Annotated in this window: 12 protein-coding genes; 7 read left to right on the top strand and 5 right to left on the bottom strand. The window is 48.8% G+C overall.

Annotation, left to right across the window (positions count from 1 at the left end; translation table 11 throughout):
* Positions 1-2: 2 nt before the first annotated feature.
* The 4 genes from recR (at position 3) to adk (ending at position 5,644) form a co-directional block, all read left to right on the top strand.
* Positions 3-605, top strand: coding sequence for a recombination mediator RecR (gene recR / locus QWF21_RS09945; protein ID WP_330087898.1), 603 nt, complete (start codon positions 3-5; stop codon positions 603-605).
* 141 nt (positions 606-746) lie between these two features.
* Positions 747-2,669, top strand: coding sequence for a molecular chaperone HtpG (htpG, locus tag QWF21_RS09940; RefSeq protein WP_330087897.1), 1,923 nt, complete (start codon positions 747-749; stop codon positions 2,667-2,669).
* Between the two features lie 161 nt (positions 2,670-2,830).
* On the top strand, positions 2,831-4,765 hold the full coding sequence (locus QWF21_RS09935) for a methyl-accepting chemotaxis protein (RefSeq protein WP_330087896.1): 1,935 nt from the start codon (positions 2,831-2,833) through the stop codon (positions 4,763-4,765).
* Positions 4,766-4,999: 234 nt separating this feature from the next.
* Entirely contained in the window at positions 5,000-5,644 is a 645-nt protein-coding gene (gene adk / locus QWF21_RS09930; protein ID WP_330087895.1) for an adenylate kinase, read from the top strand.
* A 58-nt stretch (positions 5,645-5,702) separates the two neighbouring features.
* Here adk and tpx read toward each other — a convergent pair whose 3' ends face one another.
* Positions 5,703-6,314, bottom strand: coding sequence for a thiol peroxidase (tpx, locus tag QWF21_RS09925; RefSeq protein ID WP_330087894.1), 612 nt, complete (start codon positions 6,312-6,314; stop codon positions 5,703-5,705).
* A gap of 117 nt (positions 6,315-6,431) precedes the next feature.
* On the opposite strand from tpx, the gene QWF21_RS09920 reads away from it, so the two are divergent.
* Together QWF21_RS09920 and QWF21_RS09915 are read left to right on the top strand one after the other, a co-directional pair.
* Positions 6,432-7,451 carry a response regulator gene (locus QWF21_RS09920; RefSeq protein WP_330087893.1) on the top strand — a complete coding sequence of 340 codons (1,020 nt, stop codon included), beginning with the start codon at positions 6,432-6,434 and terminating at the stop codon, positions 7,449-7,451.
* Between the two features lie 2 nt (positions 7,452-7,453).
* The gene (locus QWF21_RS09915) at positions 7,454-8,446 is read left to right on the top strand and encodes a sensor domain-containing diguanylate cyclase (protein ID WP_330087892.1); all 993 of its coding nucleotides are present in this window, start codon (positions 7,454-7,456) and stop codon (positions 8,444-8,446) included.
* On the opposite strand, the gene QWF21_RS09910 is transcribed toward QWF21_RS09915, so the two are convergent.
* The 4 genes from QWF21_RS09910 to sodB all read right to left on the bottom strand — a co-directional run bounded on the left by QWF21_RS09910 (position 8,441) and on the right by sodB (position 13,977).
* Positions 8,441-9,955: a SpoVR family protein gene (locus QWF21_RS09910; RefSeq protein ID WP_330087891.1), complete on the bottom strand. Its 1,515-nt coding sequence runs from the start codon at positions 9,953-9,955 to the stop codon at positions 8,441-8,443. The two genes, QWF21_RS09915 and QWF21_RS09910, sit on opposite strands and share 6 nt — an antisense overlap.
* Before the next feature lie 20 nt (positions 9,956-9,975).
* The gene (locus QWF21_RS09905; protein ID WP_330087890.1) at positions 9,976-11,244 is read right to left on the bottom strand and encodes a YeaH/YhbH family protein; all 1,269 of its coding nucleotides are present in this window, start codon (positions 11,242-11,244) and stop codon (positions 9,976-9,978) included.
* A gap of 19 nt (positions 11,245-11,263) precedes the next feature.
* Positions 11,264-13,186: a PrkA family serine protein kinase gene (locus QWF21_RS09900; RefSeq protein ID WP_330087889.1), complete on the bottom strand. Its 1,923-nt coding sequence runs from the start codon at positions 13,184-13,186 to the stop codon at positions 11,264-11,266.
* 206 nt (positions 13,187-13,392) lie between these two features.
* Positions 13,393-13,977 (bottom strand): superoxide dismutase [Fe], encoded by a 585-nt coding sequence (gene sodB, locus QWF21_RS09895; protein ID WP_330087888.1) that lies wholly within the window; start codon positions 13,975-13,977, stop codon positions 13,393-13,395.
* Positions 13,978-14,223: 246 nt separating this feature from the next.
* On the opposite strand from sodB, the gene QWF21_RS09890 reads away from it, so the two are divergent.
* Complete coding sequence (locus QWF21_RS09890; RefSeq protein WP_330087887.1) at positions 14,224-14,568, top strand: Grx4 family monothiol glutaredoxin; 345 nt, start codon at positions 14,224-14,226, stop codon at positions 14,566-14,568.
* Positions 14,569-14,588: the final 20 nt, after the last annotated feature.

Genomic DNA, 14,588 nt, shown 5'->3' with positions numbered 1-14,588 from the left:
AGATGCCTGCCAGTTCCCCCTTGCTACAGCAGTTGATTGATGCATTAAAAGTGTTGCCTGGTGTTGGGCCAAAAACCGCTCAGCGTATGGCTTTTCAACTGTTGGAGCGCAACCGTGAAGCTGGTAAAAAGCTTGGTAATGCGTTACTGAATGCTATGGAGCACATAGGCCAGTGCCGTTGCTGTCGAACCTTTACCGAAGCTGAGCTTTGTGCTATTTGCAGCGATGATGTCCGAAGTCAGTCGCCTTTGCTTTGTGTGGTTGGCTCCTCTGCCGACTTACAGGCCATTGAGCAAACCGGGCAGTTTGACGGCCGTTACTTTGTGTTGATGGGGCAGTTATCGCCGCTGGATGGTATTGGGCCGGCGGAGCTTGGCCTGAATGTATTAGAACAACAATTGGCACAAGGCGGCATTGCGGAGTTGATTCTGGCCACCAATCCAACGGTGGAAGGGGATGCCACCGCCTATTACATTGCGGAGCTTTGCCATCGGCATCAGGTAACTGTTTCGCGTCTGGCACAAGGTGTGCCCGTCGGTGGTGAGCTGGAGTATTTGGATGGCTCGACCTTATCGCATGCTTTTAGTGGCAGAAAGAGTTTTTAACGCTTGAAATCCTCGCTTCACTTCCCCATATAAATACCACTTCGGCGCTGGCAGGTCCGGCGCCAATGCAGTACATCAGCTTACCGATGATTTCTGCATTCAATCAGTGCTAATGACTAAATGAAAGAGGACTTTGTTGCTATGGCTGAAACTGCTCAAAAGCAAACGCATGGTTTTCAGGCTGAAGTAAAGCAATTGCTTCACCTGATGATTCATTCACTCTACTCCAATAAAGAGATCTTCCTGCGTGAGCTGGTATCCAATGCATCTGATGCGGCGGATAAACTGCGTTTCCTGGCGCTATCTGAACCGGGTTTGTATGGTGACGACGGTGATTTGCGTGTTCGCATCAGCATGGATAAAGACGCAAAAACGCTAACCATCAGCGATAATGGTATCGGCATGACCGAGCAGGAAGTGATGGAGCACCTCGGGACTATTGCTAAATCGGGTACAAAAGAGTTTTTCTCGCAGTTATCGGGTGATCAAAGCAAAGATGCCAACTTGATTGGCCAGTTCGGGGTTGGCTTTTACTCCGCCTTTATTGTTGCCGATAAAGTGACTGTGCGGACCTTAAAGGCCGGTGCCTCTCCGGAGCAAGCCGTGGAGTGGGAGTCTGCTGGTGAGGGTGAGTACAGCCTGGCAGCCTGTAATAAAGCAAGTCGTGGCACCGACATTATTTTGCATCTGCGTGATGGTGAAGATGAATTTTTGGAAAAGTACCGGGTTGAGTCCATCATTACCAAGTACTCGGATCACATCAGCATCCCGGTTGAAATGTGGCAAGATGAGCAGCCTGAACAAAAAGGCGACACCGACGAAGAGACTATCCCGGCGGTACCTGGTCACTGGAAAGCGATTAATAAAGCTACTGCACTTTGGACCCGGGATAAATCGGACATCAGTGACGAAGAGTACCAGGAGTTCTACAAGCACATTTCGCATGACTGGACCGAGCCACTTAGCTGGAGCCATAACAAAGTAGAAGGCAACAGCAACTACACCAGTTTGTTGTATATCCCGAAAAAAGCCCCATTCGATTTGTGGAACCGCGAAGCACGTCATGGTTTAAAGCTGTATGTACAGCGCGTCTTTATTATGGACGATGCCGAAGAGTTTATGCCGAGCTATCTGCGCTTCTTCAAAGGTCTGCTTGATTCCAGCGATTTGCCACTGAACGTTTCACGCGAAATTCTGCAAGATACCAAAGCCACCCAGGCGCTGCGCAAAGGCTGCACCAGCCGGGCGCTGAAGATGCTGGAAAAGCTGGCTAAAGACAGCGATCAATACCAGCAATTTTGGACTGAGTTTGGTCAGGTGTTAAAAGAGGGCCCGGCGGAAGACTTTGCCAACAAAGAGAAAATTGCTGCTTTGCTGCGCTTTGCCTCCAGCCATAATGACGATGCGGTGCAGAATGTTTCACTGAGTGATTACATTGGCCGGATGAAAGAAGGCCAGGAGGAAATTTATTTCCTGGTGGCGGATAACTTTGAAGCAGCTAAGCACAGCCCGCATCTGGAAGTGTTCCGCAAGAAAGGCATTGAAGTCCTGCTGCTATCAGATAGGATCGATGAGTGGTTAATGCAACACCTGACTGAGTTTGAGCAGAAGAAATTCCGCTCCATCGCCAAAGGTGGGCTGGACCTCTCCAAACTGGATGATGAAGCCGATAAAGAAGCACAAAAGCAATCGGAAGAAGCTTTTGCCAGCACCGTTGAACGCTTTAAGACGGCGCTTGGTGAGCAGGTCAAAGACGTCAAAGTAAGTCATCGTTTAACCGATAGTCCGGCCTGTGTCGTGACCGATGAGTTTGATATGAGCACTCAGATGATGAAATTGATGGAGTCGGTAGGCCAGAAAGTGCCGGAAGTAAAGCCGATTTTTGAAATCAACCCGGACCATGAGCTGGTGAAACATGTTGCGGATGAGCAGGATGAAAGTCGCTTTAAGGAGTGGGCTGAAGTCTTGTTGGAGCAAGCTTTGCTAGCCGAGCGTGGTAGCCTGAAAAACCCGGCTACCTTTGTTGGACGGCTAAATAAGTTATTGCTGTCGCTGACACGCTAACAACAAAGTAGCTTATCCGGTACAAACGCGGGCCAGGTGCTCGCGTTTTTTTATATCAGTTCGTAAAGCCGGTAACCAGCCTATCCGCTGGCACTTCATAAGCCCTCGTCTATACTAGATAAACTATAATAATCAGAATTACTTAAAGATACAGGACCGACATGATGAAACAAATGTGGAATAACTTCTCTTTTGGTTTTCGCTTAACCTGCATTATGGTCTCCATGTTGTTTGTTACCATCGTATTGCTGAGTAGCTTTTTTTACCTGCAGTACTACAACACCCGTGTCAGCAACATTATGCAGACGCTGGAGGGGCGAGGAGAAACCAGTACCATGGCAATGACGCGTTGGTTAACCATGCGTCAGAGCGATATGCGTTATCTGGCAACAGTAGATGCAGCAAAACAGCTGGATAAGTCGGTTTTACAAGGCTTATTGCGCGATCTTGCTCAATTGCAGGGAACCTGGGATACCATTTTTGTGGTGATGCCTGATGGTCGAGGTTTACTTGGGGTAAGCTATGAGAACGGTAGAGCCAGAGTATTGAGCGATGACGAAGCGCAGGCTTTTATGGTAGCAGACCGAGACTGGTTTCGCCGGGCTGTGCGCGGTGAGGATGTATTTTCAGAGCCAGTGGTTTCAAGGGCAACAGGGAATACCGTCAGCACCATAGCGACGCCAATCCGTCACAACAATCAGGTCGTTGCCGTGATGCGTGGTGCCGTTCAGCTAGAGACGATCTATCAACAAGTCGCAGCTCTGCCCAGAACCTCTTACACCGAAATATTTATTCTGAGCCGGCAAGGGCTGGGGATAACACCATCACCTTCAATACCAGATCCAGGCCGCGCCCTGGAAACTGAAGCAGCTCGCGCTTTGGCGAATGGCCGAAGTGGCAGCGGTATTTACACCGATGCCAGAGGCCAGACAGTGATGGGGGCATACAACTACATCCCCCTGTTAGGTTGGGGGCTGGTCGCAGAGTCGAATCAGCATGCCGCCCTGGCATCCGCTCGTGCGATGTTGTGGCAAGTGGTGTTGATTGCAGTGGTGGTTCTGGTTGTTGCTGTGCTGATCGTCCTACTGGTGGTTCGCTCAATTATCCGCTTGTTGGGAGGTGAGCCTGAATACGCTGCCAAAATGGTGAAAGAGGTAGCCCGAGGGGATTTAACGCAGCGAATTCAATTGAAGTCAGATGACAGCAGTAGTTTGCTATACGATATAGCTCAAATGCAACAGAGTTTACGTAGTATGCTCACCGAAGTGAGTCAATACGCAGAGCAGGTGGCGTCATCCTCGACCGAGCTGGCCCAGACCAATGATGCAACCAATGATGGCATTGAGCAACAGCATCAGGAAATCAATAACTCAGCGACAGCCATGAATGAAATGACCACTACCCTGGAGGAAGTCGCCCGCAATACCCAGGAAGCAGCAGATGCCGCACAAACGGCCAACCAGGCAGCCGTTGGGGGCAGGGAGGTGGTGCAGGCAACCATTGCTGATTTGACTGCCCTAAGTGGCAATATGCAAGCTGCGGTGACCATCATTCATTCGCTAAAGTCGGACAGTGATAGTATTGGTAATATTTTGCAGGTGATTGAAAGCATTGCCGAACAAACCAATCTGTTGGCCTTAAATGCCGCTATAGAAGCGGCCCGTGCCGGAGAGTCTGGCAGGGGGTTTGCTGTTGTAGCCGATGAGGTCCGCAGTCTGGCCAGTCGTACCAAGGACTCAACGCTGGAAATTCAGGGAATGATTGAACGCCTGCAGCAAGGTGCTGACAAAGCGGTGCATGCCTCTGAGCAAAGTGCGAATGCTACTACTAAAACCTCAGAGCGTGCTCAGCAAGCTGGCGATGCTCTGGCTCAGGTGAGTCATGCGATTGAGTTGATCAACCAAACGGCTCAGCAAATTGCCAGTGCCACTGAAGAGCAAACCACGGTATCGCGTGATATTAATAAGAATATCCATAAAATAAGCGATATTTCCTATCAAACTTCAGAGAATATGCAGCAATCAGTTTTGGCCAGTGAAAACCTGTCAAAACTGGCTGAAGAAATGCAGCGCATCGTGCGACGGTTTAAAGTTTAAATTTGGCGGTAGCGAATGCGACCAAAGTAGTAACCTTGACTGAAAAAAAGCGCCAGGTCGTGAGGTCTGGCACTTTATTTTGCTGATTTAGCCCTGCTCAGCTCATTCGACTAAAAGCGAGTGGCCTGAACGCCCTGCCAACCGATGCGGACAAATTTCTTGTTTCAGTGCCGGCATTGTGTAAAGATCCCGAGCGTCCATATTTGAAAAATTTAGAACACATGAGGGTGTTGTATGCGGATTATTTTGTTGGGTGCCCCAGGTGCCGGAAAGGGGACTCAGGCTCAGTTTCTGATGAACAAGTTTGGCATCCCGCAAATTTCTACCGGCGATATGCTGCGGGCGGCAATCAAAGCAGGAACTGAGTTGGGCCTGGCAGCCAAACAAGTGATGGATGCTGGTCAACTCGTATCCGATGATATCATCATTGGTCTGGTAAAAGAGCGCATTGCAGAGCCGGATTGTGCAAAAGGTTTTTTACTGGATGGCTTCCCTCGTACGATTCCGCAGGCAGAAGCCATGGATGCGCACGGTATTGCTATTGATCATGTGATTGAATTTGATGTACCGGATGATGTCATTGTTGAGCGGATGGCCGGCCGTCGGGTGCACCCTGCATCCGGCCGGGTTTACCATGTAGTGTACAATCCTCCGAAGGTGGAAGGGAAAGACAATGAAACAGGGGAAGAGCTGGTGATCCGCGCTGATGACACTGAAGACACAGTGCGTAAGCGCTTAGCTATTTACCATGATCAGACCAAGCCTCTGGTTGATTTTTACCGGACGGCTGCGGATGCTGGTAAAACCCGCTATCATCACCTGGATGGTACTCAGAAGGTAGATGCCATTGCCAGCCAGCTAACCGATCTGCTGGCCTGAGGTTTCAAGCTGATAAAAAGCGATGTTCGTAGCATCGCTTTTTATCAGCTGCTTTGTGCTAATCCTTGGCCAGCATCAGATTTAATGCGTCCAGTGCATCCTGATAATCCGGTTCATTGGCCAGTGATTTTACTTTTTGGATATACCGGATTACACCTTTCTGATCAATCAACAGTACCGTTCTGGCCAGCAAACCCATATCTTTGATCAGTAAACCATAATTGCTGCCAAAATCACGCCAGACCGCATCGGATAACACCTGCAATGCGTCTACAGCTTCTTGCTCACAGAAGCGGCGCTGTGCAAAGGGCAAATCAGTACTGATGGTCAGCAGCACCACGTCGGCTGGCAGCCTGGCTACTTCTTCATTAAAACGCTTGGTTTGCAATGAACAAGTGCCGGTATCGACACTTGGCACCACACTGATCAGCACAGGCTTCCCTGTAAAATCAGCCAAAGACACAGCTTTGAATTGTTGGTCCACCACCCGGAAATCAGGTGCTTGCTGGCCCACCTCGACGGGATGCCCCTGTAACACAACCTGCTGCTGCCCGGCCCGTACGTCGCTCAACCGGCTGGGTAGCTGAGCGGTTAAGTCGATGGCTTGTGTTGCCACACTGAATAGGCTGCTACAGATAAAAGTGCCGAAAAGCAGAGGGATTTTTTTCATGGTTGATGTCTCCTAAAGGTTTTTTTAAGCCTAGCACAGAACCTTCCCGCAGCATGATGGCTATTTACTCGACCTGCGTATAAACTGTAGGCAAAGACACTGAAAAATGAAGAGCCTATGATCCCTGCGGTAGTAATTTGCGATGACTCCAATCTGGCAAGAAAGCAAATGGCGCGATCTTTGCCGGAAAGTTGGCAAAGTAATATCCAGTTTGCAGCCCATGGTGCAGAGGCTTTGCAATTGCTGAAATCACATGCGGTGGATCTGCTGTTTCTGGATTTAAATATGCCGGTGCTGGATGGCTATCAGGTGCTGTCCGCGCTAAAGGAAATGCAATCCAGCGTCAAGGTGATCGTGGTATCCGGTGATGTGCAGCCTGAAGCCTTCGAGCGTGTGATGCAGTTAGGAGCTACTGATTTTGTAAAAAAACCGGTGGATAACAAAAAAATAGCGGCTCTGCTGGATACCGTGGCCGCTGATCGTAAGGCTGCACCGGCTAAAGCCGAAGTGACAACAAAGCAGCTATCCAAATCCATTGAAGTGGATGCAGAGCTGCGGGATGTGTTTCAGGAGCTGACCAATGTGGCGATGGGGCAGGCCGGGGATTTACTGGCTCGCTTACTAAATGTCTTTGTCAAATTACCCATTCCTAACGTGAATCTGATTGAAGTCAGTGAGCTGCATATGGCACTGGCCTCGGTGGAAGATGAAAGCAGTACTTCTGCGGTTTGTCAGGGTTTTATTGGTGGTGGAGTTTCAGGGGAAGCCTTACTGATTTTAACCGATTCCAGCTTTAAAGATATTGCAAAGCTGATGAATTACCACGGCAAACTGACGCATCAGGTTGAACTTGAGCTACTGATGGATATTGCCAATATTCTGATAGGCTCTGTACTGAAAGGTCTTGCTGAACAGCTGGATATGGGCTTTAGCCAGGGGCATCCTGTGGTGCTGGGGCAACATGCTGCTGTCAGTGAGTTAATCAAGGCAAACTCTGGGCGCTGGCGTAAAACCTTAGCCATAGAAATAAGTTATGGCATTGAGAACTACAACATTATGTGTGATTTGCTGTTGCTGTTTACCGAGGACAGTGTAAAGACATTAAAACATAAAGTAGAGTTTCTATTGGAAGACTAGTTATGGCAGATGTACAGGTTGACGTTTCTGAAATTCACTGGCTGATGGAGATGTTCCAAACCGTTGATGTTGGCTTGGTGGTCGTCAATTGCGACTACCGGATCCAGGTTTGGAATGGCTTTATGGAAAGCCACAGCGGCCTTAGCCCGCGGCAGGTACGCGAGCGTTATCTGTTTGACTTGTTTCCAGAAATTGATGAAGACTGGCTGCGACGTAAATGTGATCCTGTGTTGCTGCTGAAAAATCGAGCTTTCACGATATGGGAGCAGCGGCCTTATATTTTTAAGTTTCGCAATTATCGGCCGATCACAGGCTCTGCTGAGTTTATGTATCAGAACAGCACTATTTTCCCGTTATCGAATACCCGGGGAGAAGTAACCCATCTTTGTTTGATCATTTACGATGTCACCGATGTCGCAGTTAGTCGGCTTGAACTCGAGTCAATGAATCATCGCTTGCATCAACTGTCAAAGACCGACTTTCTTACTCAGTTGCACAACCGGGGGAGCTGGGAGAATACCTTGGTGCAGGAATACAAGCGGATCCAACGCTATCAGCATGTTAGCAGCCTGCTGATGATTGATATTGATCACTTCAAGCGGGTTAACGATGATTATGGCCATGCTGCGGGGGATGAAGTGATCCGTGAAATAGCCACTCTGGTAAAGAAAAACTTGCGTGAAACGGATATTGCCGGACGCTATGGTGGTGAAGAGTTCGCCGTATTGCTGGTTGATACGCCGGAAGCGCAAGCGCTGTACTTTGCAGAGCGCTTACGTAAATTAGTGGATAAAACACCGGTCACTTATCAGGATACAGTCATCCAGTGCTCAGTTAGCATTGGCGTTGCAGAGTCATGGCCGCAGATGGAAAACCACCGGCAGTGGTTAGAGCGCGCTGATAAAGCATTGTACCTATCAAAAGCCAATGGCCGTAACCAGGTGACGCTGGCAAGCCAGATGCCGGTTGAGCCAGTCGCCCCCGGCATCTCATAATGTCGTTGGGCAGCGACACAGCTCGCTAATGCTACCGTCTTCATGTTGCTGCTCAAGGCTAACCTGGAAACCCCAAAGCCGATGCAGGTGTTTCATCACTTCCTCGGTGCTTTTGGGCTCCAGCGGAATGCCGCGTTGTGGAATATACCGCAGCGTTAATGAACGATCACCGCGCACATCCACATTGAACACCTGAATATTAGGCTCCAGCTGGCTCAAATTGTATTGAGCAGACAGCATCTGGCGAATACTCTGGTAACCTTCCTGATTATGGATGGCAGCCACCTCCAGGCTGGGGTCCTTGCTATCATCAACAATGGCAAACAGGTGGAAATCACGGATCACTTTGGGTGACAGGTATTGGCTGATAAAGCTTTCATCCTTGAAGTTCTGCATAGCAAAATGCAGGGTATCCAGCCAGGGGGAGCCGGCAATATCCGGAAACCAGATTTTATCTTCATCAGTAGGAGCCTCGCAGATCCGGCGCAAGTCGGTAAACATCGCAAAGCCTAAAGCGTAGGGATTGATACCAGAGTAGTAAGGGCTATTGTAAGGAGGCTGCGCTACCACATTGGTATGAGTGTGCAAAAACTCCAGAATAAAGCGCTCACTAACCACGCCTTCATCATACAAATGCTGCAAAATGGTGTAATGCCAGAAGGTCGCCCAGCCTTCGTTCATTACCTGGGTTTGTTTTTGTGGGTAGAAGTATTGCGAAATTTTACGCACTATGCGCACCAGTTCACGTTGCCATGGTTTTAGCAGTGGGGCATTCTTTTCAATAAAGTACAGGATATTTTCCTGGGGCTCCTCTGGAAAGCGCTTATTGCGTTCCACTTCGGAGCTGGGTTTGCTTGGAATTGTGCGCCACAAGTCATTCACCTGAGATTGCAGATAAGCCTCCCGCTCCTCCTGGCGCTTTTGTTCTTCTTCCATGGATATTTTCTGGGGCCTTTTGTAGCGGTCTACCCCATAGTTCATCAAGGCATGGCAGGAGTCGAGCGTTTCTTCAACTTCTTTGATGCCGTATTTTTCCTCGCAACGACTGACGTACTCTTTGGCAAACAACAGGTAATCAATGATGGAGGATGCATCGGTCCAGGTTTTAAACAGGTAGTTATTTTTGAAAAAGGAGTTATGGCCATAACAGGCGTGGGCCATCACCAGCGCTTGCATGGTAATGGTGTTCTCTTCCATCAGATAAGCAATACAGGGATTGGCATTGATCACAATTTCATACGCTAGCCCCATATAGCCGCGTTTGTAGTTCTGCTCGGTTTGAATAAATTTTTTACCATAGGACCAATGGTGGTAACCCAACGGCATGCCGATGCTGGAATAGGCATCCATCATTTGCTCTGCGGTAATCACTTCTATCTGGTTAGGGTAGGTATCCAACTGGTAATGTGCTGCCACCCGAGCAATCTGCTGGTGGTACTCTTCTAACAGCTCAAAGGTCCAGTCAGGCCCATCGGATAACGGGACAGGTTTTCGTTGTGCCTTGGCCATTGCAATACCTCCGCTGAAGGTTAAGCTGCTTGTTTCTTAAATAGTTCTCTAAATACCGGGTAGATATCCGCCACATCACGGATAGGTTGAATGGCAAAGTTCTCGAACGCAGGTAACAGGGCTTCGTACTGCTGCCATAAACTCTGGTGCGCCCGTGAACTGATCTCTATGTACGCATAGTAACGTACCAGCGGCAGGATCTGATTGCGCATAATTTGCTGGCACAACGGGCTATCATCAGTCCAGTTGTCGCCATCAGAAGCCTGAGCGGCATAGATATTCCATTCCTCCGGGTTAAAGCGCTTTAGCACTATCTCGTGCATTAACTTCAAGGCACTGGATACTATGGTACCTCCCGTTTCCTGTGAATAGAAAAACTCCTGTTCATCTACCTCTTTAGCCTGGGTGTGGTGGCGGATATAAATGACTTCGACATTTTTGTAGCTTCGGCTCAAAAACAAATACAGCAGAATATAAAACCGCTTGGCCATATCCTTTGTGGCCTGATCCATCGAGCCGGAGACATCCATCAAACAAAACATTACGGCCTTGCTGGTTGGCTCGGGCCTTTTCTGGTAATTACGGTAACGCAGATCAAAGCTGTCAATAAAAGGCACCGCTGCAATGCGTTGCTTTAAAACCGCGATTTGTTGTTCGAGCTGCAGGCATTGATGTTGATCTGGCACCGCCTCATGCTGCAAAGCCTCTAACTGCGCTTCCAGCTCTGTCAGGGTACGCTTTTTATCGGCCGACATGGCGATACGTCTTGCCAGCGAACCGCGCAGCGAACGCACGATATCAATATTGGTTGGCACCCCCTCTGCGCGGTAGCCGGCTCGTACCTGTTTGTACTGCACTAGCTTATCGAGTTGATTTTTCTTCAGATTTGGCAGTTCCAGATCTTCAAACAACAGATCCAGATACTCATCTTTGGAGATGGAAAACACAAAGTCATCGTTGCCTTCTCCATCGGCGCTGGCATCGCCCTGACCACTGCCCTGGCCTTGTCCGCCATCGGGACGTTTAATCCGATCACCCGGGCTAAACTGATCGTTACCCGGATGAACAATCTCACGGTGGCCGCCTTTGCCATGATGAAACATCGGCTCCGTGATATCTTTGCTGGGGATGGTAATGCTTTCACCGCTATCAATATCGGTGACACTGCGTTTGCTGATGGCATCGGATACTGCCTTCTTGATCTGCTGTTTGTAACGGCGCAAGAAGCGCTGCCGGTTGACAGCACTCTTGTTTTTTCCATTCAGTCGTCGATCAATAAAATGCACCATACTGCCTCCGGTACCTGTTTTACTGCGATTTTCTCACCCGCAGGTACCACTCCGACAACAGTCGGACCTGCTTGCGGGTGTAGCCTTTCTCCATCATGCGATTGACAAAGTCGTCGTGTTTTTTCTGATCCTCGGTCGAGGTTTTGGCGTTGAACGAAATGACCGGTAACAACTCTTCGGTACTGGAAAACATTTTCTTCTCTATCACGGTACGCAGCTTTTCGTAGCTGGTCCAGACCGGGTTTTTGCCGTTGTTTTTCGCTTTGGCTCTAAGCACAAAATTCACGATTTCATTGCGGAAGTCTTTCGGGTTGCTAATACCGGCAGGCTTTTCAATTTTCTCCAGTTCTGCATTCAGAGCAGCCCGGTCAAACAATTGGCCTGTTTCCGGATCGCGGTACTCCTGATCCTGGATCCAGAAATCGGCATAGATCACGTAACGATCGAAGATGTTCTGCCCATACTCTGAGTAAGACTCCAGATAAGCCGTTTGGATTTCCTTGCCGATAAACTCGACGTATTTGGGTGTCAGATAGCCTTTTAAGTATTCCAACAGGCGTTCGGCCATATCGGTCGGGAATTGTTCTCGCTCGATCTGTTGCTCCAGCACATAAAATAAATGCACCGGGTTGGCTGCGACTTCGGTGGAGTCAAAGTTAAACACCCGTGATAGGATCTTAAAAGCAAAACGTGTGGACAGCCCGGTCATACCTTCATCGACACCGGCGTAATCCCGGTATTCCTGATACGATTTTGCTTTTGGATCGGTGTCTTTCAGGCTTTCACCATCGTATACCCGCATTTTGGAGTAGATGCTGGAGTTTTCCGGTTCTTTTAGCCGGGATAGCACCACAAACTGTGCCAGGCTGGATAAGGTACCAGGCGCACAAGGTGCTTCACGAAGCTCGGAGTTGTCGATCAGTTTATGGTAAATATTCTGTTCTTCGGATACCCGCAGGCAATAAGGTACCTTCACAATGTAAACCCGATCTAAAAAAGCCTCATTGTTTTTATTGTTTTTAAAGCTCTGCCATTCCGACTCATTGCTGTGCGCTAAAATCATGCCATCAAAGGGCAGGGCAGCCAGCCCTTCCGTACCGTTGTAATTGCCTTCCTGGGTTGCTGTTAAGAGTGGATGCAGCACCTTGATAGGCGCTTTAAACATTTCAACAAATTCCATCAGGCCTTGATTAGCCCGGCACAAGGCTCCGGAGTAACTGTAGGCATCCGGATCGTTCTGAGCATAGTGTTCAAGCTTGCGGATATCGACTTTGCCTACCAGCGCCGAAATATCCTGATTGTTCTCATCGCCGGGCTCAGTTTTAGCAATGGCAATCTGGTTCAAAATGGATGGATGGCGTTTGACTACCCGGAACTGGCTGATATCGCCATTATACTCGTGCAGTCGTTTGCTGGCCCAGGGCGACATAATGGTAGATAGATAGCGCCGTGGAATGCCAAACTCCTCCGCCAGCAACTGGCCATCTTCATCGGCATCGAACAGACAAAGCGGATGGTCACATACCGGCGAGCCTTTCAGGTAATAAATTGGCACCTGTTGCATCAGATACTTGAGCTTTTCAGCCAGTGAGGATTTTCCTCCGCCTACAGGCCCTAATAGATACAGAATTTGTTTCTTTTCTTCCAACCCCTGAGCGGAGTGCTTCAGGTAAGACACGATCTGTTCGATGGCATCTTCCATACCATAAAAGTCGGCAAAGGCAGGGTAGCGGCTAATAACACGGTTGGAAAATAAGCGACTGAGTTGTGGATCTTGCGATGTATCAATGAGTTCAGGCTCACCGATAGCCAACAGCAAGCGCTCGGCAGCACTGGCAAAACAACTTTTGTCGGTTTTGCACAGCTGCAGGAACTCTTGAATGCTGTACTCCTCTTCTTTGGTGGCTTCGTATCTGGACTTATAGTGCTCAACAATGCTCATATGCACCTCCGATCAACTGACGAAAATAGGTACCAGTTCCTTTAAGGTTAGACAGTAAAAAATAAGTTCGCTCAGAATTCGTCGAAAAAAGATGGATTTATTTACCGTTAAAAAACAACAATGGTGTGTATTTCTATACGGCTGTCAGCGGCAGAGGATCAAAAAAGCCCGGCATGCTGGCCGGGCTTTTGCACAATTAGTAGCGCTTAGGCAGCAAAGTTTTTGCTGGCGAAGTCCCAGTTAACCAGTGCCCAGAATGCATCCAGGTAGGTAGGGCGAGCATTGCGGTAATCAATGTAGTAAGCGTGTTCCCACAAATCAACCGTTAATACCGGCGTCAGACCTTCGTGAGCCAGCGGGGTATCAGCATTGCTGGTGTTGACGATGTCCAGGCTACCATCGGCCTTTTTCACCAGCCAGGTCCAGCTGGAACCGAAGTTATTAACTGCTTTATCATTGAAGGCCGCTTTAAAATCAGCAAAAGAGCCCCATTTCGCAGCGATGGCGTCAGCCAGAGCACCAGTGGCCTCACCGCCGCCATTTGGGCTTAAGCAGTGCCAGTAAAAGGTATGGTTCCAAACCTGAGCTGCGTTATTAAATACACCACCCTCTGAAGTACGAACAATCTCTTCCAGTGATTTACCGGCAAAGTCAGTACCTTCAATCAGACCATTCAGCTTTACCACATAGGTGTTGTGGTGTTTACCATAATGGTACTCCAGGGTTTCTTCAGAGATGTGAGGAGCTAGTGCATTTTTAGCATACGGCAAGGCGGGTAATTCAAAAGCCATTTTATTCTCCATTGCGTTGTTAAGAGTGTCTGCACGGGTTAGACTACAATACCTGAGTAAAACACTCAAGCATTAACCAGTCTGAAGCGCTGCAATAGGCGCTGGTTTTATACAACACTGCTGTGTTTTTATTACTACCGCCTAGCAAGATTGGGTCGGTTGCAGGAAAAACAAGGGGCAGAGCATGAATTCCCAATGGGAACAAGGTACAATAGTGACACAGCCGAATTGATACGAGGATATGCCATGGAAACCCTGGATAAAATCAAGCAGCAAATTGCTGAAAACCCAATACTGTTGTACATGAAAGGCTCACCTAAATTGCCAAGTTGTGGCTTTTCTGCCCAGGCTTCGCAAGCGCTGATCAGCTGTGGTGAGCAGTTTGCGTACGTCGATATTTTGCAAAACCCGGATATTCGTGCCGAGCTGCCGGTTTACGCGAACTGGCCAACCTTTCCTCAGCTTTGGGTCCAAGGTGAGCTGATAGGTGGGTGTGACATCATTCTGGAAATGTTTCAGCGTGGTGAACTGCAACCGCTGATCAAAGAAGCTGCGGTTCAGCAAAGCCAGAGTGAAACCGCTGGTGAATAACACCAATTAGCATAAAAAAA

This window comes from Alkalimonas mucilaginosa, assembly GCF_036327005.1.
Lineage (GTDB): Bacteria > Pseudomonadota > Gammaproteobacteria > Enterobacterales > Alteromonadaceae > Alkalimonas > Alkalimonas mucilaginosa.
Note: the sequence above shows the minus strand (reverse complement) of the source record. Positions and strands in the feature narration are given on the sequence as shown.